Consider the following 24,711-nt stretch of genomic DNA (forward strand, 5'->3'; position numbering starts at 1 on the left):
AAATTATCAAAATAATCAGGAGAGATGGATGAAACAGTTGGATGTAATTCTTCAGGGCACTGCTCAAGTAACTCCTCGCGAACAGTTAATCAAAAAACTGCAAAAAAATGTTCCTTTAAAAATTAAACTTGGAATGGATCCAACAGCACCAGATTTGCATTTGGGGCATGCGGTAGTATTAAAAAAAATGAGACAGTTTCAAGATTTAGGACACGAAGCGATCTTGATTATTGGTGACTTTACGGCACAGATTGGTGATCCAACAGGAAGATCAAAAACCAGGCCAGCTCTTTCTTTGGACGATATCAAACGTAATCAGGAGACGTATCTACAGCAGGCAACAAAAATTTTGTCGAAAACTCGTTTAACGATTGTAAATAATGGAGAATGGTTATCAAAACTTACTTTTACAGACATTGTTAAATTAGCTGCAAAGACAACGGTGGCACGAATTGTTGAGCGCGAAGATTTTCAAGCACGACTTGCCGCACAGCAGCCGATTGGGCTTCATGAGTTATTATATCCTTTAATGCAAGCTTATGATTCGGTTATGATTCAGGCAGACGTTGAACTTGGTGGTACCGATCAGACTTTCAACCTTTTGATGGGAAGGTTTTTGCAGGAACAGTATGGCCAAGAAGCACAAGTTGTTTTGACTATGCCTTTGCTTGAGGGTTTAGATGGAGTGCAAAAGATGTCAAAATCATATGGAAATTCGATAGGGATTGCCGAGGAAGCAAATCAGATGTTTGGTAAACTTATGTCCATTCCTGATACAGTTATGTTCCGTTATTTTAATCTGCTTGGCTTGAAAACGGAGGCCGAAACAAATGCATTGCATATGAAAGTATCTATTGGAGATATTCATCCAATGGAACTGAAAAAAGAGCTTGCGCGTTTAGTGGTAGCGCAATTTCACTCTTTAAGTGCTGCCCAACAGGCACAGCATGCATTTGAAAAAGTTTTTCAAAATAAAGAGTATACTCATGCACGAGAGCTGGTTGTGCCTGGAAATTTTTCTGGTGAGATCTGGATTGTAGATCTATTAAAGTTGGCAGGGGTGGTACAAACCTCTTCTCAAGCAAAAAGGTTGATCGAATCAAGAGCTGTCCAGCTTAATGGAAGCGTGATCGATGATTTTAAGGCTGTTGTTATGTGGGACAATGAAGCAATTTTAAAAGCTGGTAAAGTTGCCATTTTCAAATTGATAAAGAAGTAATATTTATTTAAGCGTTGCTTGTAGTCGAGATAATTGAGTCACAACTGATTTAACCTGTTTGACCTCTTTGATGGCATCTTCTATTGATTGTGCACCTAGTTCGCCCAAAAGTGTTTTGAGATTAGTTTGCATCTTTTCCACAGCATGTAAAACTTCTTGAACAGAAGAGACTTTGAGATTGTCAAAAAGTTTATTCATACCTTCAATGCGATCAAGCATATGTCCCATTGAATCTTTTTGTATAATTTTTTCAACTTTTTCTGAGGCTCTGCGTTCAATGATCCGTTTTTTTAAAAGACCATTGCCTGTTTGTGTGAAAACCTCTGATACCGGACAGATCATGGCTAAAAGGGTTAAAATAATGCTGCTTTGTTTTTTCATTTTTTTTTACTATTTCTATGCACCGTTATTTGTAGATTAAACAAAGTTGTATTTTTAAAACAATAGTTTTTATAGTTCAACGATTATGAATTCATTGTTCCGCTCTTTAATTGCGATAGAAAATGCGTTGCATGTTATACCAAACTCTGCCTGCATTGGTTGATAGTTTACCTTGCGTATTAAGCTTGGCTTGCTTGTTTCAATGTCTATTGAAGCGGTACAACAAATGCGAGTATCAAAAATTTTCTTTTGGCCTGCTTCAATGATTAATCTACTGTTAGGGCAAAGAGAGTAACCGCCAGCAAAAAAAACGGTGATTATAAGTTCTTTGTTTGTTTCATTTGAAAAAGAAATCTGATATGATTTTGTACTGGTCATTGACAAAAGCATGCATGTATTACTGGCCATCGATAAAAGTAGGTATAGTTTCAAAATAGTTATAGTATTCATAAAATAACTTTCAAATTGTATTCTTATGATTAAGAATAGCAAAAAATATTCCCTATGATCAATAATTTTTATTAAATATGAGTTGCAATATGTCTTTGAAAGCTAAAAGACCGATTGGTGTTTTTGACAGTGGTGTTGGTGGATTAACCGTATTAAAGGCTCTGGCTGCAAAGATGCCATACGAAAATTTTGTCTATTTCGCTGATTTTATGAATCTTCCCTATGGCAATAAAACAGCTGATCAGATAAAGCTACTTTCCGATGTAGCCATTTCACATTTAATAAATACGTACAAGGTCAAGGCAGTTGTCATTGCATGTCATACAAGCTCATCATCTTTTTGCTGGACTGATCAGGCTATGTATCCTATTTCAATTTTTTCTATGGTCACTCCAACCGTATCTATGATCAAAAATGCCAATATAGATTCGATTGGTATTTTGGCTACGGAATATACCACAAGAAATAAGATTTATCCTGATCTTTTGTATCAAAATGGATATAATGGCCGCATTGTTTCAATAGCATGTCCAGAATTTGTCCCATTAATTGAAAACAATGCCAGTCACGTAGAAATAGACAGTGCGGTCAGAAAGTACTGTTTGGCAGATGTTTCGGCATTTTTATTGGGATGCACACATTTTCCTATTATTGAACCTGTAATTAAGAGAGTGGTTGGCACCAAAGAACTTCTTAATCCGGCAGATGCGGTAGCTGAGCATGTGTATGCATCATTGTATCAAAAGGGATTAATTTCAGAACAATCTGCCAAGGGGACTATTCACTATAGTACTTCAGGAGATCAAATAAATCTCAAAAAGTTAGCATTCTTTGCAAACTGTTTGGGATTATAAGTTTTATATTTTAAAATCTCTTTCTTATTGACAAAAAAATAGAGCAGCACATAATAAATATACTAAAATGAAAAAATACGCAGCAAATACCTATAATAAGTGGTCTATACTGATTTACAATAATTCGTATTTGTTATTTTAGTAGTTAGGGTATTACTATATAATCTGATAAGTATTATGCAAACGAGGAATTTTATGTTACACACTGTACGCGCGATGACAATAATAATGATGCTATTTTCTAATCAAACTAGTTTTTGTATGTTTCAAAAACTCAAATCGTTGATTGAAGCTGGAAGAAAGAATTCATTTGCTCCTTTTTGGCGATTTAAGCAAAATAAACCAAATAGTACTGATAAAAATGCATATATTGTTTCACTCAAACCATCAAAGCGTGTGTACCAGACAGAACTGCGCTTTATTGTTCCAGGACGAACAGTTCCCGTGAAGCTTATGGAAAATCTTCTTAAACACTCACAATATGACAATCTTTCAGAAATAGAAAAATCGGAAAAGTTATCTAAAGAAGGTATTTTTATCGGAGGAAATAGGTTATATTCTATGAATGGAAAATATTTTATAAGTGGATGTACTACTGATAATATAGATGATGCGATACGTGCATATTATGCAGTCCATGGAAATTCCTTTCAGATTCAAAATGGAGACGTTATTACGCTGCGTTTGAGCCATGAGTTCGATGGCGTGACTACGAAAAAGAAGTGTAACACGGAGGAATTTCGGCAAAATAAAGCTCGATTTGATCGGTGGGTTAAAGCAAAAAATAAACAAGTCGATTCAAATGTATGCCATTCAGATACTTCACAACTTTGATACAAAAATTTCTGATTAACCGGGGCGGCGCGATATCGCGCCGCAAAATTGATGAGTTGTTGGGAAAAGATTTCTGACGAACAAAATAAAAACAGGCCCACTACACAAAAAGCTTAGGCGATGTGCCCATCACCCACAATTGATCGGTTCATTTACGGTTGCGCACACTTTGTGTGTACCATGAGATGCAGCCACAGTGGCAGGCGTGGCGGGAATCTATTTTGTAGACAATAAGATATATGAACGCCATAAGAAAAACAATCAAAAAAAAAGACAATTGGATAAAAAAAATTTGAGATTGTACTTCAAAAAACAGTCAACGGACTCTAAAAATGCTTGCTTTGAAGACGTTACAAATAGTAAATATAAAGTATTATTTTACATTTTAAGGACATTGTTTTATAGTAGAATGGATTATAATGATACATTTTTTGAGGGATAGTAAATGAAAAATACAAAATTATTGGGTACTTTTTGGTCGGTTGTCATCTGTGCAACCACGCAAGCATCGTCTGTTACAGAAAAAAATAGTGTATATGAAATTTTAATGGAAAAAAGGCCCGATCTGACAGCTATATTCTCACGTGATTTTCTAAATAATCAGATGGATCAATCTTTGGCAAAACGTATTGCAAAGGCAGTGATGCGTGGAGACCAAAAAGAGGCGGATAGGCTTTTTTTAAAACATAAGTACACCCAAGAATTTAGAACACATATGAGATATTGTGATTTTGATCCGAAGACGGATGGTGCTGAAGTTGACCCGTTATGTGACCAATTGAAAAAAGCGTTCATTGAAATAACGAATGACTGTGATGCCCTAGGTCTTTTTTGTAGTGCAGATTTAGGGCACTATATTACGCTAAATAGTGTCGATTTATCAGAAGCTGAACGTAAACAGCAAGAGCAAGACCGAAAGAAAAGGTTCTTGGCAATACCAAAAACTGAAACGCAAAAAGCTGTTTCCATGGCAAATAAGATGTTGGGCACTATTTTCCCTCAACTTAGTTTTCAGCGCAAACAAAATAGTGCCATGTTATTAGCCGGAAGCGCTGGGGTTGGAGCTGCAGTGTATGTGGCGTACAGATGGTACAACGGGTACAAAGCGAAAAAAGAGCAAAAACGGAAACAGATAGAAAAGCAGAAAGAAAAACAGAAGGAAAAGTTAAAACTGGCCAGCCCTGTAGCTGCTGGTACTGAAGAAAAAGTGAATGTTGCAGCAGTTTAGTTAAGCTGTGGGAAAGGAATACACATGAATAAATACGCACTAGTTGGGGTGGTACTTGCTACTAATTTGATGTATGGTTCTGAGATGAACGAGCGGTCAAAGGTTTTAAAAGACGGTCAAGAGCTGCATATTGAGGCAGCTGGTCAGGGATTTTTTGGACTTGTAGCTACGGTAATCGGTGTAAATCTATTGCCATCCAGGATCGCTTCAAAAGTTCCAGGTTTTGTTTCACAAGATCTTGTCAGAACATCTAAGACTGTTGCATCTTATAGTTTTAGCAGTTCTGGACCTGCAAAAGGTTTTGTAGAAACGAGTAAAAAGAATATTAGCCGTAAACTGCCAAAAAAGGCAGTAGCTCTTTTTGCTGGAGCTGAGATCGGTGCACATTTATGGCAAGCTCGTAAATTTAAGAATGTAGAAGAACAACTTTATAATCCAAATTTGACTTTGGTAGATAAAGAGCAAGTGTTTAAAGATACTGAAGCTAATTATCCTATTGCATTTGAACATAGGGACGTAAAGCTAAAATCAAAAATAATGATAAATAGTAACGCTTCGAATAAACTATTATTTCCATTTTTTTCAATAAAACAGTGGGCCTTTTCAAAATTTGCAGTAAATCAGTCTAAATAGTAAACAATCAAAAGTTTTTTTAAAAGAGAGCCCTGAAAAATTTCAGGGCTCTCTTGCTTTCAATTTAAGCTATTTTCAGTATGTTTATTTCTCAAAAAGGTTGGGATATCAAGCTCATCTTGGCCTGACAAGCCAAATGGAAGCTTGTCTTCGATAGTTTGCTTTTCTGGCATCTGTTTTACAGCTGTCTGTTCCTGTTTTGTTACCATCTCTTTTGCAATCTCATGCTCAACTTTCAAAGCAGCCTGCACATGTACCGACTCAACAACCTGTGCTGCTTGCAGTTCCGACACAACTATCTCTTTTTGAGTAACCACTTCTTTCTGGTTTTGTGTCTGCTCAAACCCTGTTGCAATAATGGTTACCATGACTTCATCTTTTAATGATTCATCAATGACAGTGCCCAAAATGATGTTTGCATCTTCATGTGCAGATTGATACACGATTGCTGCAGCCTGACTTAACTCATGAAGTGTTAATGTTTTTGATCCGGTAATATTTAAAAGTACGCCGTGCGCACCTTCGATACTCATATTTTCAAGCAGTGGTGAAGAGATGGCTTGCAATGCTGCCATGCCTGCACGGTCAGGTCCGGATGCTTTGCCAGTTCCCATGACGGCAATGCCACGGTCTTTCATAATTGCTCGTACGTCCGCATAATCAACGTTAATATGTCCTGGTCGTGTGATAATATCTGAAATTGAACGTACCGACTGGCTTAAAATGGTATTAATCATTCCAAATGCATCAATCATTGCAACATGCGGATCTGAAAGCGCCAGTAGTCGTTGGTTTGGTATGATAATTAAGGTATCAACAATCGATTCTAACTGTTTGATAATATCTTCTGCAACTTTTGCACGCCGTTTACCTTCAAATTCAAAGGGCTTTGTTACAATTGTTACTGCAAGCACGCCACGTTCTTTTAATGCTTTGACAATCACCGGCAATGCGCCTGAGCCAGTCCCGCCGCCCATGCCGGCAGTCAAAAAGACGATATCTGCATCGCCGATTGCTTCAATAACTTTATCAATATCTTCCTCTGCAGCCCGTCTTCCGATTAGTGGATCTGCACCGGTGCCCAGTCCTTTTGTTGATTTGATTCCGATCTGTATTTTTGTTTTTGCTTTTGAAAGTTCAAGTGCTTGTGCATCGGTATTAATCGCAATGCATTCGATCTCGTTACATCCTGATTCAACTATTGAATTGAGGGTATTTCCGCCGGCCCCGCCGATTCCAAGTACTTTGATTAACACAGATGATTTTGTCCGATTTGTATGAGCAACTTCAAAATCAATCATATTCCAAACTCCCTGTTAAAAAAGGTCTACAATCCACGATTTCATACGGTCTAGCACAGCGGTAACATTTTCAAATGTGCCCGTTTTTTTACCGTATCTCTGTTTTTTTAAAATATGCACAAGCATTCCATAGCCGGTTGCATACATAGGATTTTTTAATGTTTCCGGCAGATCAAAGGTGATATGCGGATTGCCAATTCTGACCGGAAGTTCAAAAATCGATTCTGCAAGTTCCTGCATACCTTTCATCAATGAACCACCACCTGTCAAAACGATTCCTGCAGGTATGTATCCATGCAAGCGATTTTGTAGGATCTCTTTTTGTATGAATGACAAAAGTTCTGCTGCTCGTGGTTGTAAAATGGAAAGCAGCTCTTGATGATAAATGGTTCTTGATCCTTCGCCTTGCACACGCAACATATCAATAAGCAGTTCATTATTAAGATAGTTCTTATGGACAATGCCAAAGTTTTTTTTAATACGCTCTGCCTCTTTGATTGTTGTTCGCAAACCGATAGCCAGATCGTTGGTAAAATGATTGCCTGCAACAGGTAGTACTTTTGTGTACCGTATAGAGTCCTGATGATACACTGCAAAATCGGTCGTGCCACCGCCGATGTCCAAAATTGCAGCGCCGAGCATCCGTTCGTCGTAACTCAAAACAGCGTCAGCGGAGGCCAGCTGTTCAAGGATAATATCCTGCACAATAATGTTGGAATGTTGGCAACAGTTGATCAGATTTTGGACCGATGCAAGTGCACCAAGGATGATATGTGCTTCAACTTCAAGGCGAATACCAAACATACCAAGTGGATCATAAACAAGCTCTCTCCCGTCAATCATAAAATACTGAGGGAGTACATGTAAAACCTGTTTGTCTTGTGGAATTGGAATTGCAGATGCCGCTGCCAATGCATTTTCAATATCTTGTAGTCGAATAACAGATTTTTTAATGGGAACGACTCCATGAGAATTTAAAGCTTCAATGTGGCTGCCGGATATACCAATGACAGCTTTTTCAATGCTTTGGCCTGCCATCAGTTCTGCTTCTTTGACAGCGCTGCCAATTGCATAAACTGTTTTGGCAATATCAACTACGACACCTTTTGCAAGACCTTCAGAAGTAGCTTTTCCAATGCCGATAATTTCAATGACCTGCTTGTTTAAGATGCGCCCTATTAAAACGCAGATTTTTGTAGTACCTATGTCGATAGAAGTTAGTATAGTATTATTGTTCCCATTTATCATATCATTTCACTTTCCTGATATAACACAATCTGTTTTTCAAATCTTAGGTCTGCAATATATCTGGGTGTCTGTTTTGAGGTTTTTTTTAACGTAAAGTTTTCTTTTAATAATGAGAGGGCAGTGTTAAATGAAGGGGTTGTACACCCGTTTTCAGGAGAAAACACTATTAAATAGTGCGGATGTATTTTAGAGTATAAGATTGCAGTGTCTCTGTTCTGAATTGTTAAAGATGCGTTTTCAAAAAGAGTAGCATCAGTTTTTTTCAGTAGTTCAATCAGATACGGTGGCTTTTCAAGTAAGCCATTATTTTGAATAGTGCAGTGTCGCGTTTTGAGAATTGTTTCTGAGTCAATATAGTTACAAGCAAAGAGGCAACCATTATCACTTAGTGCATACTGATTATTGATAATCGCATATGGTTGTGGTACGACCGCGTCAACAAAAAGTTTATTGCCAAGCACACGAGTGACAAATAGCTCAGTAAGAAAAGGGAATCTATTTTTTAGTGCGTGTAAAATTGAAAAGCTTGGATCGTTTTTATACTGCAGGAGGTGATTTTCAAGCGCGGTAATACATTCAGGTGATCCGTTGTCAACTGTAATGTTTAGTGATGTGCATAGTAACATCTTTTTTAAACTATAATTGACTGTATAAAAACAGAAACATAAAAACAAAATCCATTGGAATGGAATGTATCGTATTACCATTAACTTCATAGTTCTCCCTTTAAGATGTTGTACCTCTTTGAATAGATGAAAGTCAACAAATATGCCTTCTGCTATCAAAAGCAATAATACCTTTGTTGGTCATGGATTATTTTTTACATTTATTCTATGTTTGCGCTAGTTAATAAGTGCTTTAAGGATGCAAATATATAGCAAGAAGATTGATAATTTTTACAATTTGATTATTCTTGACAGTAAGTTTTTTACCATTAAAAAAAGTTGATCCTTTAAGTCTGTTTTTTACTGAATTTTTATAATCTTTGCACGACAAGGTCTATTGTAAATTATGTTTCAAAACTTATTGATACACAATGCGATTCTGATTCTTCTTTTATCACATTGTTTAAATACGTGCGGATCTGAGTCGGTAAGAACACTAGAGATCTTTCCAATTGAAAGATTGCCAATAGAACTCACCTGCACACTTGTGACATGGACGATCAACAATAATAGGTATAAAGAAGGTGAATTTATTACTGATTTTAATATTGCAATGTATTTAAAAAATATGTTTGTAAAAACAAAAAAGAAAAATAAGGATAAGTTTTACAATCAGCTTATATTCTTAATGTCAGAGATAAAGTCAGAGAATAGGCGAGAAGTATCTTGTTTTCAAGAAAAAATTTGCGAAAAAATAAGTTTTGGTGGTAGATTGGACCATGTTTGGCAATGTGTGAATAAACAAAATTTTGACCTTGCTTTCAATACAACTGAAAATATAAAGGAATCTATAGAAAAAAGGTTGACTCCAATACAAGGAAATTATAAATCGCTAACTACCAATTTAGAAAACATACAAGGTGCCACCAAGCAGTATATGAGTCAATGTAGTGAGGCTAAAATTCGGCCTATGAAAAATGACTGTAAAGAGATTTTATGCTCATCAAAAAGTGAAAGGGAGATAGAAGATCTACTTATTCAGAAATTGTTGTGCAAAGAAGAATGTCCAATTGTGAAAAACAATATTCCTCAAGAAAAGTGTTTTAAAAAAAAATAACTATTTTAAAACCTTTTCTGGCTTTGAATACAAAAAAAACAGTGCTGAAAACACGATTTCTATCGAATTCTATAATCAAATATTATTATTAAAAAAGCTAATCAATCTCAAAAAAATAAACATGCTACGAACCAGCTTGAAGCAATTGGGCAACTTCAAAATGCAATTTCTACATTATATAAATTTCTGTGGCAATATAATGAGTCAGAAGAACTTTATTTAAAAGAACTTGATAATTATAAAGAAAAAACACGAAAGCATGATAAGTCAACCTGTCTAATTTGTTACAAAAAAGCGTTAAGTAATGAATTATTGACAAAAAAATTTTCCGGTAGAGTAATCTTTAGGCGACGGGAAAACCCGCAAGCTGAGCTTGCGGATGGCAATGGCGCTAAAAATGGATTAGAATTAGCACTTGAATATCTAAACGAAAAACAGAAAGGTTGGTGTGTACAGGAAGTATCTTTTTTTTATTCTATCAGATTTCTCTACAAGGTTCCCCTTAAAAAAACAAATCCTTATTTCTTGATAACGTATATTTTAATTATCGCTGTTCTATCTTATTTAATAAAACAAGAACAAATTAGAATATTCATGATAGGCATGTATGTCTCCTTGTATCCATTGGTGCTGTTTATCTTCTATGATTACTTTAAACCAGATGTAATAGCTAATTTGCAATTTCATAGTCCATTACCTTATGGCGCATGTCCGCTTGTGCTTGATCTTGTAAAAGATTGATTATTTATCACACATACTTTACGATAATAACTGACGTTTTATCAAAACCTTTTACAAACAAAGGTATATAATGAATTCACAAGATGTAAGAAAAAAGTTTTTTGCTTTTTTTGAAAAACAGAAGCATGCACAAGTTGAAAGTTCATCCTTAATTCCAGCGGGTGATAACAGTATTCTTTTTGCCAATGCAGGTATGAATCAGTTTAAAGATCTTTTTTTAGGAGTTGAAAAACGTTCATATTCTCGAGCGGTAACCATTCAAAAATGTGTTCGCGCTGGTGGAAAGCATAACGATCTTGATAATGTTGGCTTTACTAAACGACATCTTACTTTTTTTGAGATGATGGGAAACTTCTCATTTGCTGACTATTTTAAAAAAGATGCAATCATTTTTGCGTGGGATTTTTTGACAAAAGAGCTAGGGTTGCCCACAGATAAACTTTCAGTAACGGTTTTTGAAACAGATGATGAAGCTTTTGACATCTGGCACACAGTGATTGGAGTTCCAAAAGGAAAAATATATCGACTCGGTGCAGAAACCAACTTTTGGCAGATGGGTGACGTTGGTCCTTGTGGTCCATGTACCGAAATTTTTATTGATCGTGGCAGTTTGTATGGAGGACCGGAAGAAAGTCCTGCAACAAGCTCAGAGCGGTTTTTGGAGATCTGGAATCTGGTTTTCATGCAGTATGATCGTCAGCAAGATGGTAGCTTGAAACCTTTAAAAGCTACGGGTGTCGACACAGGAATGGGACTTGAGCGACTTACGCTTATTGTACAAAACAAGGATTCAGTGTATGAAACTGACCTTTTTGCAGCAATTATCCAAGAAATTGTATACTTAACAAGTCAGTCTTACATCGATAAAACTGATGAGTTGAAAGCAGCGTTTCATGTGCTTGCAGATCACATTCGATCGTCCACTTTTTTGATTGCAGCAGGCTGTGCTCCTTCAAATGAGGGTCGTGGTTATGTGTTGCGCAAAATTATACGCAGAGCAGCTCTTTTTTCACTTAAATTAACAGAAAAAAATATATTTCCTGAGTTGTCAAAGGTGGTGGTCAAACAGTTTGGGCAAATATATCCAGAGCTTGTCGATCAACAGGAAGTAATTTTTACTACTTTGTATCATGAGATAGAAAAATTCAGTGTCAATCTTATGCGTGGCAATGCATTATTGGAAGGGCTTTTTGCATCAAATAAAAACAAGATTATAAGTGGGACTGATGCATTTAAATTATATGATACGTACGGATTTCCATTTGAAATTACCGTTGCTGCAGCTGCTCAAAAAGGATTTTCAGTTGACAGTGGGCAGTTTGAAAAAGAGATGGAAACACAGAAGAATCGCTCAGGTTCTAAGGTGTTTGATATGTATGAAGCTATTGAAATCGATGAAACGATGCATTCAGAATTTGTTGGGTACGAAAAGCTTGCAATAGATTCGTCGATCGTAGCGTTCTTTAAAGAGGGAAAATCGGTTACGCAGGTTGAAGCTGGACAGCGTTGTTTTGTGGTGACCAAGCAGTCGCCTTTTTTTATTGTTGGGGGCGGGCAGGTTCCAGATCAAGGATGGATAACCGTTCAAAATGTAAAAGTTGCTATTTTGCAAGCACGTCACATAAAACAGTTAATTGCTGTTGAAATTATAGCACCGGTCCGATTGAAGATTGGAGACCTTTTGCATGCAGCGGTTGATCAAGTTTGGAGAACCAACGCTATGAAAAATCATACCGCAACACATCTTTTGCAAGCAGCACTCATGCAGCGTTTTGGCCAGCAGATAAAACAGGCAGGTTCTTTAGTACATCCCGATTATTTGAGGTTTGATTTTACCTATGCAGGCACCATAACAGCGCAAGATATTGAGGCTGTTGAAACAATGGTAAATCAGAAAATTATGGAAAATATCCCTGTTTCAATCTCCTACATGTCGCTCAAAGAGGCCCAACAAAAAGGAGCGCTCGCATTTTTTGGTGACAAGTACAAACCAGAAAACGTGCGCGTGATTGAAGTGCCAGGGTTTTCAGTTGAACTGTGTGGCGGAACGCATGTGCGAAATACTGGGGATATTGGATTATGTAAAATTGTTGAAACCACCTCTCCGGCAGCAGGTCAAAAAAGGTTTGTGGCAGTGACTGGTCCAGAAGCGCTTAAGTTGTTTCAAAAGACTTTTGCAACTTTAAAAAAACTGAGCGTTGATTTCAAGGTAAAAATAGAAGAAGTTGAAACCGTTATTCAAAAGCAGAAAAATGATTTGAAATTAGCAAATACGTCATTGCAGGCAGCTAAAAAAAATCTTGTTCTTTCAAAGCTACCATACTGGGAACAGCAGTTGCAGATGTATGAGAACATTCCTTTTTTTGCAATAGATTTGCAAGATACTGAACAAGGTACCATGCAAGAAGTTATGTCCTATTTAGTTGCAAAAAAAGATGCAGTTGTTTGCATTTTTAATACAATTGCCGGAAAAAGTGTGCAGTTTTGTATAACATTGTCAAATAAATTACACAATGTTATATCGTTAGAGATGCTCGCGTCAAAGATAAAACAGTTATATGAAGTGCAATGCAACAGTAATAAAAATATGTTAAGGGGTGGGCTTGGTAGCTCTGTAAATATTACTGCTCATGAATTTATGACAAAAATACTAAAAAAATAGACGTTAAAAAGAGGTAAGCTGAAATGAAGATGAATGTTTTGTGGATATGCTTTTTACTGTTTTCAAAAACTTTATTGTCAATGGAACTTCAAAGTCAAAATCAAAACAAGATTGACTGGCGTGTTACAATAATGGCGTTAAATACAGATGGATTGGGTATAGTCGATGAGCAGCGGGAGCTTGATGGACGTGATTGGATTAATACAGTTCTTCATGTTTTTGGAACCTGGATAAACATTGGTCAAGCTAACCCTATTGTTATGATTGAAATTGAAAAAGAAGATAAAGAGCAAAGGACAGTTCCTTTGTATTTTTTGCCTATTCGTCGAGAATCGCCAAAATACAGTAGGCAATGTCAGTTCAATTTATTTGATGAAACTCTTTTTTATGATCCTGTTTTGATTTTTCACCGCCTTCATCCGGCAGGTGAAATTTCATTTGCGCCATTGAATGTCAAACTCTTCTGTTATCCAACCGCAGGCAATAACGCTTTTGTATTACGCATAGAACCACATATTGCCGATCGAAGTAAAGGACAAGAGCTGACTGTGCCTTTAGTTTGAATAATGAACTTGTGCAAATGAATTTATGAGACCTTGCAACTATCTGTTTGATCAACTACATCGATTGGATAAAGTTCTTCAAGGGTAAATGTAAATGTCTCAAAAGAGAAATTTTGTCGCATACCATGCTTAACCAAAAAACCAAATAAAAAAAGATTGAAGTGACGATCCTCTCTAGAAGCAGAAGCATATTTTGCAAATTTTTTAGTATTAAATACATACTGTTTTTGACTCATATCTTTGAGTAGTAATGTATATAAATTACTTAATGGTTCATAATGTATTTGATTCATAGCCCAAAGTAGTAGTTCAGGACCGGTCCATTCTATGTGTACCCCTTTTTGAGCATCCACTTCCGTTTTTGCGCCCATACATTCTTGCAGATTAATTTTACACGGCCATAATTCTTTAGTTGCTTTTGCTATGTAATGAGGGTTTAACAAATTTTTTATAATTAATCTGACTAATAATTCTTTAGTTTTTAGTTTACAATAGTTAAGTTTTATCATATATCTGTTGTTATCAGTAGTCAATATTTGCATACCATGTGACACCTGTCCCAATCGGGCAAAGTCACGTATACATGTTTCTAAATTCGAAATCATAAGATGTACGTTTAGGGCTTGAACGGTAGTTTGCTTATTGTAACTTTCTGCTTCATGTCGCATATATGATATGACCGGTTTCCATATTTTAACCTCTTTTTCTGAAAGATTCCCAACCGGTTCTCCTCTGGTAGCTTCCATAGCGAACCCATTTGAAATAGTGCAGAAAATTGTTAAGCATAACAAGATGTTCATGAGGACCCCCGTTGTAATAAATGGTTTTTATTTTCAAATAAATCATGCTAAAAAGATAGCATTCATAAAATAAAAATGAAAGACTTATTTCTTATAATATTATTTTACGAAAATATGACATATGCGTCCTTAATGCCTTCGAAATGCATCAGCCTCTTAGGTGTAATCTGTTTTTCAAAAATCTTTTTATAGTGCTTTTCAGTTGTGTTGTATTGATAACGGGCGAAGGTCGAGTGGTTTGTTTGCTCATTATAAAAAACTGTATCAAAACCGTCATGGTCGTTGTCATTGTCTTGTTTGTGCTTGGTTATTGCCGATAAAATAGAATTTTTAGGGCGTTCAGGTAGATTTTCTGCTCTGTTTGAAAAATCTATTGTCTCTGTTTGAGTTACAAAGACATGGCTGTTATGCTCACGTTTTTTTTGCAAAGCATGATATAACGCATCTACTTTTTGGACATCTTGATCAATTGAAACGATGGGCAGCTGTTTGGAAAATGTAATGAAATTATTGACTTGTACATTTTTGACATCTTTGGTTAGGCGTACCGTGCATTCTTGCAGTAACTGTGCTTGTGTTTCTTCAATAAATTTTAAAGCGGTTGCTTTTTCTTCAAGTTTTACTTCTGTTTGATTATTTTGCAATCTTATATTTATTGGAAATTCAATATTTATTTGCAATTTTAAATTATTTTTTAGGGTTTCCAATAACGCATAGTCATCTGAATATACCGGAATTATTATCTGATCAGATGGTGTGGAATTAATTGGATTAATACGCACAATATCTTTGAATGGCACATTTTTGTGTTGCACCACTACCTCAGCCCACGCAGTTCCTCTGCCCTGAGCGCCTACTGTGCCAAGGTAATTATAATCTGGAAAAAAAGTGAACTTCTTATCAAACGTTAATGTGATTCCTTTTTCAGTAGCTTCAATTGTCAATTCTTTATTGCCAAACAGTGTATATTTTTCTATTCCAATGATATGATCAGGTCCTTGCACTTTCTCACTTTTGTCAATCTTTGTTTGGTAAATAGTTTCTACTGAAGCTAAATTTAGATAATGTATGTACCAGTTTTTTGATACTTCATCTTGTTTTAAAAAGTAAACGATAGTGCCAACTACATCCAAAAGATAACAATCCGGCCATTCAACCTTATTAATTCTGTCATTATCTTGTAATGAAAATTTAATGGTTGGTGCACGTGAACCCGAAACGATAACATTTTGCTTATCATATTTTAAAAAGGCGATTTTATGCACCGGCTGGTTGTGGCCCCGTGTGTTTATGATGGTTACCGTTGCTTTCGTCTGGTTGTGTATGTCAATTGAGATCTGCGCAATATCTGTTCTGCCAAAAAAACCTCGCCAGCCGTTTTTTCTCACAACAGCAGGAAAAACCAAATGCTGCGGATTGTTTGCGGTATCCCGTATCGGGTTTCCTATTTTGAAAATTTTGTAATCGGGGATTGAGATTTCATCTGGCAAAATTTTATCACTGTTTTCTTGAATGGTTGTTTTGTATAACCTTCTTTCGTCGGTCAAAAGATAGGTGTTTTCTAACAAAGTGCCATCTTGTGCTTGGTTGACCATCTGTGTGAATCGGTTGCTGCATGAAAGTGACAAGGTAATCAAAAGAAGGCCGTAAAATTTTTTCATTTTTTTACTCATTTTAAAGAACTTATATATCTATCCATAGCATATTCACAGTCATTTGAGCAAAAGGTTTTTCAAAAAAACAGAAAATGAGTTTTATCAGTGGGCTTGCTTTATCGTTATGCAAGAATAAACTATACTATTAATAGATTTTTCGCCCCTAAAATAAGGCTTTATGTATGGTTGAACAGCTGCAAGAAATGCAAACACAGAAAAGTAATAATGGATATGTGTCTCAAATTGCCGGAACTATTATTGATGTTCAGTTTCCACGAGAACATACGCCAAATATTCTGAATCTTTTGAAAATATCGCTGAGTGAGACAGAACAGGCAAGCATTGAAGTTGCACAGCAGCTTGGCGATGGTCTTGTCAGGTGTATTGCGATTGAAAATATTTTTGGCATTCGCAGAGGTTTGAGTGTTGTGGATACGGGCAAACCGATTTCTGTGCCTGTTGGCAGAAAGGTGCTGGGTCGCATATTTAATGTGTTGGGTGATACGATTGATGCAAAAGAACACTTAGAAGAGACTGAGCGTTGGTCTATTTTTCGTGAGCCGCCATTGTTGATTGAGCAGAAAATAGCTTTTGAAATTCAAGAAACGGGTGTCAAAGTTATTGATCTGATCTGTCCCTTTTTGAAGGGTTCAAAAATTGGACTATTTGGTGGTGCAGGTGTTGGAAAAACGATTATTGTTCAGGAGCTCATTCGTAATATTGCTGTTGCGCATGGTGGTGTTTCGATCTTTGCAGGTATTGGCGAACGTACACGAGAAGGCAATGAGTTATGGCTTGAGATGGAACGATCTGGAGTCCTTGAAAAAACAGCCCTTGTGTTTGGCCAGATGGGTGAAATGCCAGGAGCGCGCTTGCGTGTTGGGTTGACCGGACTTACCATGGCTGAATATTTTAGGGATAAAGAAAAGAAAGATGTTTTACTTTTTATTGATAACGTCTTTCGTTTTGTGCAGGCGGGTTCAGAAGTTTCTGCATTGTTAGGCCGGATGCCATCAGCTGTTGGGTATCAACCGACTTTGGCAACTGAAATGGGGATTTTGCAAGAACGGATTACCAATACTCACCTTGGTTCGATCACTTCCGTGCAAGCGGTATATGTGCCAGCAGACGATATTACTGATCCGGCTCCAGCGACCACCTTTTTGCATCTTGATGCAAGCATTGTGTTATCACGAAAACTGGTTGAGCTTGGTATTTATCCTGCAATCGATCCGCTTGCGTCCAGTTCAAAGGGTTTGAGTATTGAAAGTGTTGGCCAAGAACATTATCAGGTAGCTCGAAAAGTGCAACAGTACCTTCAACGATACAAAGAGCTGCAAGATGTGATTGCGATCTTGGGACTTGAAGAACTTTCAGATGAAGATAAAGTAATCGTTGCTCGTGCAAAAAGGATACAAAAGTTCTTAACTCAACCGTTGTTTACGGCTGAATTTGCTACGGGCATGGAAGGGAAATATATCAAAAAAGAACAGACAATAGCTGATTTTGCTCAGATCATTGAAGGAAACTATGATCACCTGCCAGAAGAAGCATTTTATATGGTTGGTGGCCTTGAGGATGTTTTGAAAAAGGCTGATCAGCTGTTACAAGGAAAATAGCTTATGGAATTGCGAGTTCTTTCTCCAACTCAAGATCGAATAGTGAATATAGAATGGTTGGAAATTAATACTCCTGCAGGTAATTTGGTAATTCAGAATAATCATGCACCTTTCATTGCAAATATACTTCAAAACAGTGTTGTAAAGTTGTTTACTGAAAATAAGGTTCATGAGATTCCGGTTGCAACAGGTAGTATCAAGGTCCTGAATAATGTTGTTACTTTACTTATGCATGACCAGGAGCTGTAGCGTAAGTTTTGTATGCTCCATTCCAGCATAGCGCAGAGGGACTTTTGAATGTTACAACAGATCGGATATGTGATCGGTGGATCGATTACGCAGGGGTTGAGTATCAGACTTTTGGAAAATGATGCGCATGACAGTATTAAAACAGGCAAATTTGTCTGTATTATTGCTGGCATGCATAGATTCTTTTCACTCATTACCGATTTGACTTTACATACCACGCAACCGGAAATTGGACTTTTTCCACCTACACAGAATGAACAACTGTTATTGGCATTATTAAAGCGAAAATATATGTATATTGTTGGTCAAGCAAAGCCTTTGATTATGGTTGATCAAGCATATCAGCTTTGGCCAGTCAAAATGCTGCCAACACATTTTTCACCTGTTGTTGCAGCACAAGAAGCTGATATGGAGTTGATTTTTGGAAAAGAAGGCGACAGTGAACGGAAATATTTTGCAATCGGCAAACCACTGGATATGCATACGCCAATCTGTATCGATCTGGAAAAACTTACTGAGCGAAGCAACGGTATCTTTGGAAAAACTGGCACGGGAAAAACATTTATTACACGCCTTATTTTGGCCGGATTAATTAAAAACCAGAAGGCAGCATTGCTGATTTTTGATATGCATAGTGAATATGGAATTCAGGCGCGAACCGAAAAAGCTGGTACACAGTTTGTCAAAGGTCTGAAAAGTCTGTTTGGTAACAAAGTTGCCATCTGTTCGCTCGATCCACATGCAACGCGCCGGCGAGGTGTGAGTCCAGACATTGAATTAACGTTTTCTTACGATTCTGTGCATGTTGAAGATATTTTGTCACTGCAATATGAGTTAAATCTGCATACAACCGCCGTTGAAGTTGCTCATCTGATTGCTGCACAGTACAAACAAAACTGGCTTGCAACACTACTTTCGCAAGGTTCGCAATTAAAAGAGTTTGCAGCGTCACTTGGTGCTCATCCCGAGTCGATTGCTGCACTTTACAGAAAGTTAAAGCGGATCGAATCATTGCCCTTTTTTACACCAGAACCAAAACCGAATGTGATCGATGCAATTATGTCATATCTTGATCAGGATATTTCAATCATTATTGAGTTTGGTAATTTTAACTCCTCGTTTGTATATCTTCTGATTGCAAACATTATTACCCGACGTATTCATCAGTCTTATATTCATAAAACGGAACAGTTTTTGGGTGGATACACCACAAAAGAACCACGCAAACTTATGATCTGTATCGAAGAAGCACATAAGTTTTTGAATATGCAGGCTTCCAAACAGACAATTTTTGGCACAATTGCACGTGAAATGCGTAAATATTATGTGTCATTGCTTGTCGTTGACCAAAGGCCATCTGGAATCGATCAAGAAATCTTGTCTCAAATTGGCACCAAAATTATAGCACAGATGCATGATGAGCAGGATATACAGGCCGTGTTGACCGGAATGCCGAATGCTCAAAACTTGCGCACCGTTCTTTCGTCTTTGGATAGCAAACAGCAGGCGCTTGTCATTGGCCATGCGATTACCATGCCGGTCGTGGTGCATACCAGATCATACGATCAACAGTTTTATCAACAGATGACCAGTTCAGTCGCACATCAATCTGTTGATGAGTTGATCAATGAGCTTTTTTAATAGCCTGTTTGGGCACATCGTGCTTCATAAAAAGTTGCGGCTGTGGCAGCCGTAATTGGTATCCAGTAAGCTTTCAGCAGCATAGCATATCGTTTTGCTAGATTGTTATCCGGATGAATTTTACCATGTTCATCAAAGTGATTTCGCTCTTTCATTTTATTAAACCAGGTGGTATGTGCAACCCCGACCAGAAGCCAATATTTCCAATCATACAAAATACGGTTTTCAGTTCCTTGAATTCCAAAACAGCTCAAAACAGTCAACGTGAGCCAGATGTATTGACGTGCTTGAAAGTATTGGTCTAATGACTGTGAGGGTACTATATTCAAACAGGTAGATAAACAGAGATGCGATTTCCACCATGATTCTGAAAATAGATCATGACTTATATTTTTAAAATGAAGAGCAACAGGATGAGTAAGTACTGGATTTTTTTCTGCAACAACAAAAAATAGCATTTGCACAAGAATTTTGGTTGTTAAAACTGAAACCGTTTCTCCGTTCCAAAATGGGTTCAGCAGTTTTGTATCTCCTAGTTGTGATTCTGTACTCAATACGGCAAAACTGTTTGGCAAATATGTGGAAATGATTTCTGGCAGAATATGTAATCGTTTCAAACTAGTTGCGCATGTATGAATAAAATAAGGAGACATAAGAAATGATCTCTGTATACGCGTGCTATCAATTTTACAGTGATGATAAATTAAGTTATAGAGCGAAGTAAGCAAAAAACAATTCTTAAAAAATGTTTTATTTCGATGAGTCATTTGTTTGAGACAGCGATAATAACCATTCAAATGGGCGTCAATTTTTTTTGTTCTCTGACTCTCTATAGTCTTTCTAATTGTTGAAAGGCTTGGTTGCACACTTTTCAAACCAGCTGCTCCAATATTCCAACCTATGTGCAAACAATCGGAGCAAGTGAGCATGCCGAACGACCTCTGCTGCATCGTCAAAATATAAAAGAGAAAAAACACTATTTTCCGGTACCGGTTTGTCATTGAGCTATTCTTTCAAGTTATAACGCCCTCATAAAATGAGGGGCTTAGCGGATGGGAGCAGTCTCGAAGACTGCCAGATAAAAAATATACTAAGTCGTTTTAAAATTCACCGGATTCATCGTAACCAAGAGAATCAAGTTGATTTTGGTTTTTGATGTAAGCGTATATCTGTGCTTTTTCAAAACCAACAGTAGAAACAGCATAACCTCGTGCCCACAATCGTTCACCGTTAAAATTCCTTGCTCTTCCACCAAACCTTCGCGCAACAGCTATCGCACTTTTACCTTTGATAAATCCTACAACTTCTGCTACAGAATATTTTGGCGGTATACTTATCAACATATGAACATGATCCTGAACCATATTCCCTTTCTCTATTTTACATCCTTTTTGACTCGCCAATTCATGAAATACTTCCGCCAAAAATTGCCTGACTTTTCCGTACAAAATTTTCTTCCGGTATTTCGGAACAAATATTATGTGATATTTGCAGTTCCATTTCGAATGACTTAAACTTGCATATGATGATGTTGTTCTGTTTTCCATTGCTAATTCCTATTGTTGGCCCGTCAAGCCCAACAATAGTTTATCATTTCTACAACATCATCTTTCTTCTTGAATCCGGGGGCCGAGCCTTGACAGTCTCACCAGTCTAACTGGTGGTTTACCTATCGATCAATTATCAGCCTGTCTTAGCACATTGTACTTCATAAAACGTTGCGGCTATAGCAGCTGTAATCGGTATCCAGAATAAGCCGAGCAAAAACGCATATCTTCGCCATAGTTCTGATGTTTCTATTGTTTGGCCAGTATTTTGAAACCTTTGTTTTAGATCATTTTCTTTCGTATTCACCCAGGCCACATGTGTACTCCCAACCAAAACCCAATATTTCCAATCATACAAAATACGGTTTTGTGTGCCTTGAATTCCAAAACAGGTTAAAATTGCAAGAGTGAGCCAGATATATTGACGTGCTTGAAATAGGTGGGTTAGGTAGATTGGAATTTTGTTTACATGAGAAGCCATTTTTTTGCTTTTGGGGGGTAACTTTTCTGAAGCTTTGGTGCATATTTTTTCTGTACATTGTGGCCTAAGAAGTAAGAAGCATATCATATGTGCTATCAATGGTAATTGAGGAGATATTTCTTGGCTTATTTGATTGAAAGTTAATGCATTATACTTATTATTTAAAATCGGATTATTTTGTGCAGCAACACAAAATAAAAACTGAATGATGAACTTGGTTGCCAGATAGTGGTTTGTTTCATCCCTCAATAAAAATGGATTAAGTAAGGTAGTGAGCCCTACATCAATTGCCATGGGTGATACCGCAAAAGTATCTGGTAAATATCGGAATAAAGGTACTGGCAAATTCATTTTTTTAACCGCCGCAAAGCAGGTGTGAATGATCTGTGGAGTTCGCAAGAATACTATAGGTCCAGCGACTTTGAACAGATTGGTGCAGCTTTTGAGAATGCTTGTTAGTGACTCAAGAGTTAAACTCTGTCCTGATTCTATTGTCCTCTTTGCCTCGGTGCTTTCGAATACATTTTTTAGGCAATCTGCTATTGTGAAAACGCAAGCCAATCCAATATTCAAACCTATCTGTAAGCCGTCAGTTTTAGTTATCATACCAAATGATGTTTGTTGTATTGTCACAATACAAAACAGAAAAGCTATTTTACTGTACCATTTTACCATTGATTTATTCTTTCACATGTATTGTTCCTATTTGAGTTACATACAGAAATAGTACTTATTTTTACAGAAAAAACAATTTTTTGTGCTTTAAACTATTTGAAAATTGCATCTAGTTGAATTACACTGTTTTTACATTGTAATTTTTTTTAGTAAAAACTATGGCATTTGCAGAAATCATTAGCAGTTCGTTGGTCTCCTTTACGGCACAATGTTGGGATTGGGAGCGTGTCCCTCAGTTTGGTCAGTGTGTAGTGGTTGATGGATTTGCGTCAAAAACAAAAATATATGGCGTGGTATATCAGATCAACACAGGATCAGCAGATGGACAAAGAGAGGCACAGGCTTTTGGCAAAACGTATGCGGAATTGCGGCAACAGCAGCCACAGATTTTTCATTTTTTAAAAATAACCTTTTACTGCACTCCCATCGGTTACTCTACTGATAATGTGTATTCTGTTGAAGCACTTACATTTCCGGCCATGATTCACGCCTTTGTTGGTTTTGCAAATAGCGATCAAAAAGAAAAACTGTTTTCAGATTTTGCTTTTTTGGATCAGCTTTTTACGGTCCAAAATCTTACAATACCGATTGAAGATCTTTTGCTGGCTGTTTTGAAAAGTAACTGCAACGTAACGGCTGAGTATGCACTCAGATTGCTTGAAAGATATACCAGTTTTGTGGACAATGATTACATAAAAATCAGAAATTTTAGCAAGAAACTTCAAACGGTTTCAAAACTCTGAATTCCAGTTTGCTTTTCGCATATTAATTTTTCAAAAATTAATATATTCATTAAAAGTTTTTTTCTGGCTATAAAAAAGTAGCAAGCAAATTTCTATTGCGTTTATTTTTTTAATGCTTATATTTAGGCAATAATTAAACAATATAGTATTTTATTAAAAAGTAGGATTCAACTATGTATAAATTAAAATCTAAAAATTATACAATTATAGTAAGTCTGTTATTTGTTGTCAGGATATATAGTATGGAAACTGATACTGGCATAGATAATAATCTCTTTTCTGTTAACAATCTTTATGAGCCAGCAATTTTAAGTAGGTGGTTGCCGACAGATGAGCGGCCTGAAAATGTTGAACGTATCAAGGAATATTGTTTAGATGATTCTTCCGAACGAGTTCGATCTAGAAGATTAGTGGAAAATAATGGGGGCGATTCAAGGTTTTATGGAGTAGTTTTTCCTTCGTTACCTGCAATTCAATATGCTTATCTTGCACGTGTAAGAACTTTAGCGCAGGATGGAACTTCTCCGATTTGTGTTCATTTTGGAGAGGCTGATGGAAGAGTTGCTTTTAAGGCGCGACTTGCGTGCGGAGATAACGGAACGATAATTGTAAACGATTTAAGTGTAAATGAGATAAAAAAAGCAAAAAGACTTTTTACAGAAAGATCAGATGTTTTAAATAAAAGTATGAATAATGTACAGTTTGATGCTGGATCGCTATTCGAATTTGTGAATCGTCAACCACATTTGGCAGGAAAGGTTGATGTGTGTTACATACAAAATGTGGAGCATTTTATGAATCCTCGGGAGCACCAACATTTTGTTGCTCTTGTTAAATCTTTGTTAAAACCACAGGGACACATATTTGCTACAGCTCATACTATAGAATCTAGTGATGCAAAAAAAGGTGACCCTTATTTTGATCAATACATGCGATATAAAGAAGATAACAATCCATATCCACTTTTTGCAAAAATCAAAAAAACTATTGTGCAAGATCTTCAAACAAGATTATTTGTTTCAAACAGGAATTCAGTTGTTTCAGTGGAAAGACCAGCAGAAGATTGTATTTGTGAGCAGTTTAGTGAACCAATCGAGTTTTTAGGTAATACAGAAGTTAGATTAATGCAAAATATATGTACAAATCGATTCACCCCTACTATTTATAAAAATGCTTTTGGGGATTCATTTGAATGCGTAGAAAGCTTTTTTATGGATACACGTGGAAATGGCTTTAAAACATATAAAGAATCACCACAGATGTCCCTTGCATCATATATAGGTAAAAAGAAAAGTTAATTTTTAATAACTTATTTGCAGAAAGCGTGGCATGATAAAGTCATTATCGTGCCACGCTTTGTTTAAGCTATTTCAAATCTGAAGTCTACTACTTACAATTCAGTAAGCCAATCACAAAATTGCTTTGAATGAATTAATAAAAATTATTCTACATCTGTCATAAAAAA

Annotated in this window: 24 protein-coding genes; 14 read left to right on the forward strand and 10 right to left on the reverse strand. The window is 36.6% G+C overall.

What is annotated here, in order from left to right; all coding sequences use genetic code 11:
* Nucleotides 1-28 precede the first annotated feature (28 nt).
* Nucleotides 29-1,219 carry a tyrosine--tRNA ligase gene (locus IPG37_03715; protein ID QQR53539.1) on the forward strand — a complete coding sequence of 397 codons (1,191 nt, stop codon included), beginning with the start codon at nucleotides 29-31 and terminating at the stop codon, nucleotides 1,217-1,219.
* A 3-nt stretch (nucleotides 1,220-1,222) separates the two neighbouring features.
* On the opposite strand, the gene IPG37_03720 is transcribed toward IPG37_03715, so the two are convergent.
* Nucleotides 1,223-1,600, reverse strand: a complete 378-nt coding sequence (locus IPG37_03720) for a hypothetical protein (protein ID QQR53540.1) — start codon at nucleotides 1,598-1,600, stop codon at nucleotides 1,223-1,225.
* Between the two features lie 69 nt (nucleotides 1,601-1,669).
* Entirely contained in the window at nucleotides 1,670-2,050 is a 381-nt protein-coding gene (locus IPG37_03725) for a hypothetical protein (GenBank protein ID QQR53541.1), read from the reverse strand.
* 89 nt (nucleotides 2,051-2,139) lie between these two features.
* Between IPG37_03725 and murI the strand changes: the two genes are divergently transcribed.
* The 4 genes from murI (at nucleotide 2,140) to IPG37_03745 (ending at nucleotide 5,599) form a co-directional block, all read left to right on the forward strand.
* A complete protein-coding gene (gene murI, locus IPG37_03730) occupies nucleotides 2,140-2,904 on the forward strand; it encodes a glutamate racemase (protein ID QQR53542.1) in 765 nt (254 codons plus the stop codon).
* Between the two features lie 195 nt (nucleotides 2,905-3,099).
* Nucleotides 3,100-3,738, forward strand: a complete 639-nt coding sequence (locus IPG37_03735; GenBank protein ID QQR53543.1) for a hypothetical protein — start codon at nucleotides 3,100-3,102, stop codon at nucleotides 3,736-3,738.
* Between the two features lie 445 nt (nucleotides 3,739-4,183).
* Entirely contained in the window at nucleotides 4,184-4,966 is a 783-nt protein-coding gene (locus IPG37_03740; protein QQR53544.1) for a hypothetical protein, read from the forward strand.
* Nucleotides 4,967-4,990: 24 nt separating this feature from the next.
* Entirely contained in the window at nucleotides 4,991-5,599 is a 609-nt protein-coding gene (locus IPG37_03745; protein ID QQR53545.1) for a hypothetical protein, read from the forward strand.
* Nucleotides 5,600-5,658: 59 nt separating this feature from the next.
* Here IPG37_03745 and ftsZ read toward each other — a convergent pair whose 3' ends face one another.
* From ftsZ to IPG37_03760, 3 genes are read right to left on the reverse strand one after another with little or no spacing between them, the layout of a single operon-like run.
* The gene (gene ftsZ / locus IPG37_03750) at nucleotides 5,659-6,900 is read right to left on the reverse strand and encodes a cell division protein FtsZ (GenBank protein QQR53546.1); all 1,242 of its coding nucleotides are present in this window, start codon (nucleotides 6,898-6,900) and stop codon (nucleotides 5,659-5,661) included.
* A 15-nt stretch (nucleotides 6,901-6,915) separates the two neighbouring features.
* Entirely contained in the window at nucleotides 6,916-8,148 is a 1,233-nt protein-coding gene (ftsA, locus tag IPG37_03755; GenBank protein ID QQR53547.1) for a cell division protein FtsA, read from the reverse strand.
* A complete protein-coding gene (locus IPG37_03760) occupies nucleotides 8,145-8,864 on the reverse strand; it encodes a hypothetical protein (protein ID QQR53548.1) in 720 nt (239 codons plus the stop codon). Before IPG37_03760 ends, ftsA begins: the two co-directional genes overlap by 4 nt.
* A gap of 517 nt (nucleotides 8,865-9,381) precedes the next feature.
* On the opposite strand from IPG37_03760, the gene IPG37_03765 reads away from it, so the two are divergent.
* The 4 genes from IPG37_03765 (at nucleotide 9,382) to IPG37_03780 (ending at nucleotide 13,836) form a co-directional block, all read left to right on the forward strand.
* Entirely contained in the window at nucleotides 9,382-9,870 is a 489-nt protein-coding gene (locus tag IPG37_03765) for a hypothetical protein (GenBank protein QQR53549.1), read from the forward strand.
* Nucleotides 9,871-10,182: 312 nt separating this feature from the next.
* A complete protein-coding gene (locus IPG37_03770) occupies nucleotides 10,183-10,611 on the forward strand; it encodes a hypothetical protein (GenBank protein ID QQR53550.1) in 429 nt (142 codons plus the stop codon).
* A 70-nt stretch (nucleotides 10,612-10,681) separates the two neighbouring features.
* Nucleotides 10,682-13,273, forward strand: coding sequence for an alanine--tRNA ligase (alaS, locus tag IPG37_03775; GenBank protein ID QQR53551.1), 2,592 nt, complete (start codon nucleotides 10,682-10,684; stop codon nucleotides 13,271-13,273).
* Nucleotides 13,274-13,296: 23 nt separating this feature from the next.
* Nucleotides 13,297-13,836: a hypothetical protein gene (locus IPG37_03780; protein QQR53552.1), complete on the forward strand. Its 540-nt coding sequence runs from the start codon at nucleotides 13,297-13,299 to the stop codon at nucleotides 13,834-13,836.
* Nucleotides 13,837-13,859: 23 nt separating this feature from the next.
* Here the strand turns inward: IPG37_03780 and IPG37_03785 are convergent, their stop codons facing one another.
* Nucleotides 13,860-14,582: a hypothetical protein gene (locus tag IPG37_03785; GenBank protein QQR53553.1), complete on the reverse strand. Its 723-nt coding sequence runs from the start codon at nucleotides 14,580-14,582 to the stop codon at nucleotides 13,860-13,862.
* Between the two features lie 158 nt (nucleotides 14,583-14,740).
* On the reverse strand, nucleotides 14,741-16,297 hold the full coding sequence (locus IPG37_03790; protein QQR53554.1) for a hypothetical protein: 1,557 nt from the start codon (nucleotides 16,295-16,297) through the stop codon (nucleotides 14,741-14,743).
* Nucleotides 16,298-16,494: 197 nt separating this feature from the next.
* Here IPG37_03790 and atpD point away from each other — a divergent pair, with 197 nt between their 5' ends.
* The 3 genes from atpD to IPG37_03805 are packed head-to-tail and all read left to right on the forward strand — an operon-like array spanning nucleotide 16,495 to nucleotide 19,800.
* On the forward strand, nucleotides 16,495-17,910 hold the full coding sequence (gene atpD, locus IPG37_03795) for a F0F1 ATP synthase subunit beta (protein ID QQR54284.1): 1,416 nt from the start codon (nucleotides 16,495-16,497) through the stop codon (nucleotides 17,908-17,910).
* 3 nt (nucleotides 17,911-17,913) lie between these two features.
* Entirely contained in the window at nucleotides 17,914-18,159 is a 246-nt protein-coding gene (locus IPG37_03800) for a hypothetical protein (protein QQR53555.1), read from the forward strand.
* Between the two features lie 48 nt (nucleotides 18,160-18,207).
* Nucleotides 18,208-19,800: an ATP-binding protein gene (locus IPG37_03805; GenBank protein ID QQR53556.1), complete on the forward strand. Its 1,593-nt coding sequence runs from the start codon at nucleotides 18,208-18,210 to the stop codon at nucleotides 19,798-19,800.
* Here the strand turns inward: IPG37_03805 and IPG37_03810 are convergent.
* The 3 genes from IPG37_03810 to IPG37_03820 all read right to left on the reverse strand — a co-directional run bounded on the left by IPG37_03810 (nucleotide 19,797) and on the right by IPG37_03820 (nucleotide 22,503).
* Entirely contained in the window at nucleotides 19,797-20,417 is a 621-nt protein-coding gene (locus IPG37_03810; protein QQR53557.1) for a hypothetical protein, read from the reverse strand. The genes IPG37_03805 and IPG37_03810 overlap by 4 nt on opposite strands.
* A gap of 483 nt (nucleotides 20,418-20,900) precedes the next feature.
* Nucleotides 20,901-21,347: an IS200/IS605 family transposase gene (gene tnpA / locus IPG37_03815; GenBank protein ID QQR53558.1), complete on the reverse strand. Its 447-nt coding sequence runs from the start codon at nucleotides 21,345-21,347 to the stop codon at nucleotides 20,901-20,903.
* A 136-nt stretch (nucleotides 21,348-21,483) separates the two neighbouring features.
* Nucleotides 21,484-22,503, reverse strand: a complete 1,020-nt coding sequence (locus tag IPG37_03820) for a hypothetical protein (GenBank protein ID QQR53559.1) — start codon at nucleotides 22,501-22,503, stop codon at nucleotides 21,484-21,486.
* 158 nt (nucleotides 22,504-22,661) lie between these two features.
* Here IPG37_03820 and IPG37_03825 point away from each other — a divergent pair, with 158 nt between their 5' ends.
* Both IPG37_03825 and IPG37_03830 read left to right on the forward strand, forming a co-directional pair.
* Complete coding sequence (locus IPG37_03825; protein QQR53560.1) at nucleotides 22,662-23,246, forward strand: hypothetical protein; 585 nt, start codon at nucleotides 22,662-22,664, stop codon at nucleotides 23,244-23,246.
* A gap of 242 nt (nucleotides 23,247-23,488) precedes the next feature.
* Complete coding sequence (locus IPG37_03830; protein ID QQR53561.1) at nucleotides 23,489-24,544, forward strand: class I SAM-dependent methyltransferase; 1,056 nt, start codon at nucleotides 23,489-23,491, stop codon at nucleotides 24,542-24,544.
* Nucleotides 24,545-24,711 lie beyond the last annotated feature (167 nt).

Source organism: bacterium (assembly GCA_016699125.1).
GTDB lineage: Bacteria > Babelota > Babeliae > Babelales > Vermiphilaceae > AWTP1-30.

Coding starts and splice junctions, on each gene's coding strand:
- IPG37_03715 (QQR53539.1), top strand. CDS start 29: ATGAAACAGTTGGATGTAATTCTTCAGGGCACTGCTCAAGTAACTCCT.
- IPG37_03720 (QQR53540.1), bottom strand. CDS start 1,600: ATGAAAAAACAAAGCAGCATTATTTTAACCCTTTTAGCCATGATCTGT.
- IPG37_03725 (QQR53541.1), bottom strand. CDS start 2,050: ATGAATACTATAACTATTTTGAAACTATACCTACTTTTATCGATGGCC.
- murI (QQR53542.1), top strand. CDS start 2,140: ATGTCTTTGAAAGCTAAAAGACCGATTGGTGTTTTTGACAGTGGTGTT.
- IPG37_03735 (QQR53543.1), top strand. CDS start 3,100: ATGTTACACACTGTACGCGCGATGACAATAATAATGATGCTATTTTCT.
- IPG37_03740 (QQR53544.1), top strand. CDS start 4,184: ATGAAAAATACAAAATTATTGGGTACTTTTTGGTCGGTTGTCATCTGT.
- IPG37_03745 (QQR53545.1), top strand. CDS start 4,991: ATGAATAAATACGCACTAGTTGGGGTGGTACTTGCTACTAATTTGATG.
- ftsZ (QQR53546.1), bottom strand. CDS start 6,900: ATGATTGATTTTGAAGTTGCTCATACAAATCGGACAAAATCATCTGTG.
- ftsA (QQR53547.1), bottom strand. CDS start 8,148: ATGATAAATGGGAACAATAATACTATACTAACTTCTATCGACATAGGT.
- IPG37_03760 (QQR53548.1), bottom strand. CDS start 8,864: ATGAAGTTAATGGTAATACGATACATTCCATTCCAATGGATTTTGTTT.
- IPG37_03765 (QQR53549.1), top strand. CDS start 9,382: ATGTTTGTAAAAACAAAAAAGAAAAATAAGGATAAGTTTTACAATCAG.
- alaS (QQR53551.1), top strand. CDS start 10,682: ATGAATTCACAAGATGTAAGAAAAAAGTTTTTTGCTTTTTTTGAAAAA.
- IPG37_03780 (QQR53552.1), top strand. CDS start 13,297: ATGAAGATGAATGTTTTGTGGATATGCTTTTTACTGTTTTCAAAAACT.
- IPG37_03785 (QQR53553.1), bottom strand. CDS start 14,582: ATGGAAGCTACCAGAGGAGAACCGGTTGGGAATCTTTCAGAAAAAGAG.
- IPG37_03790 (QQR53554.1), bottom strand. CDS start 16,297: ATGAAAAAATTTTACGGCCTTCTTTTGATTACCTTGTCACTTTCATGC.
- atpD (QQR54284.1), top strand. CDS start 16,495: ATGCAAACACAGAAAAGTAATAATGGATATGTGTCTCAAATTGCCGGA.
- IPG37_03800 (QQR53555.1), top strand. CDS start 17,914: ATGGAATTGCGAGTTCTTTCTCCAACTCAAGATCGAATAGTGAATATA.
- IPG37_03805 (QQR53556.1), top strand. CDS start 18,208: ATGTTACAACAGATCGGATATGTGATCGGTGGATCGATTACGCAGGGG.
- tnpA (QQR53558.1), bottom strand. CDS start 21,347: ATGGAAAACAGAACAACATCATCATATGCAAGTTTAAGTCATTCGAAA.
- IPG37_03820 (QQR53559.1), bottom strand. CDS start 22,503: ATGGTAAAATGGTACAGTAAAATAGCTTTTCTGTTTTGTATTGTGACA.
- IPG37_03825 (QQR53560.1), top strand. CDS start 22,662: ATGGCATTTGCAGAAATCATTAGCAGTTCGTTGGTCTCCTTTACGGCA.
- IPG37_03830 (QQR53561.1), top strand. CDS start 23,489: ATGGAAACTGATACTGGCATAGATAATAATCTCTTTTCTGTTAACAAT.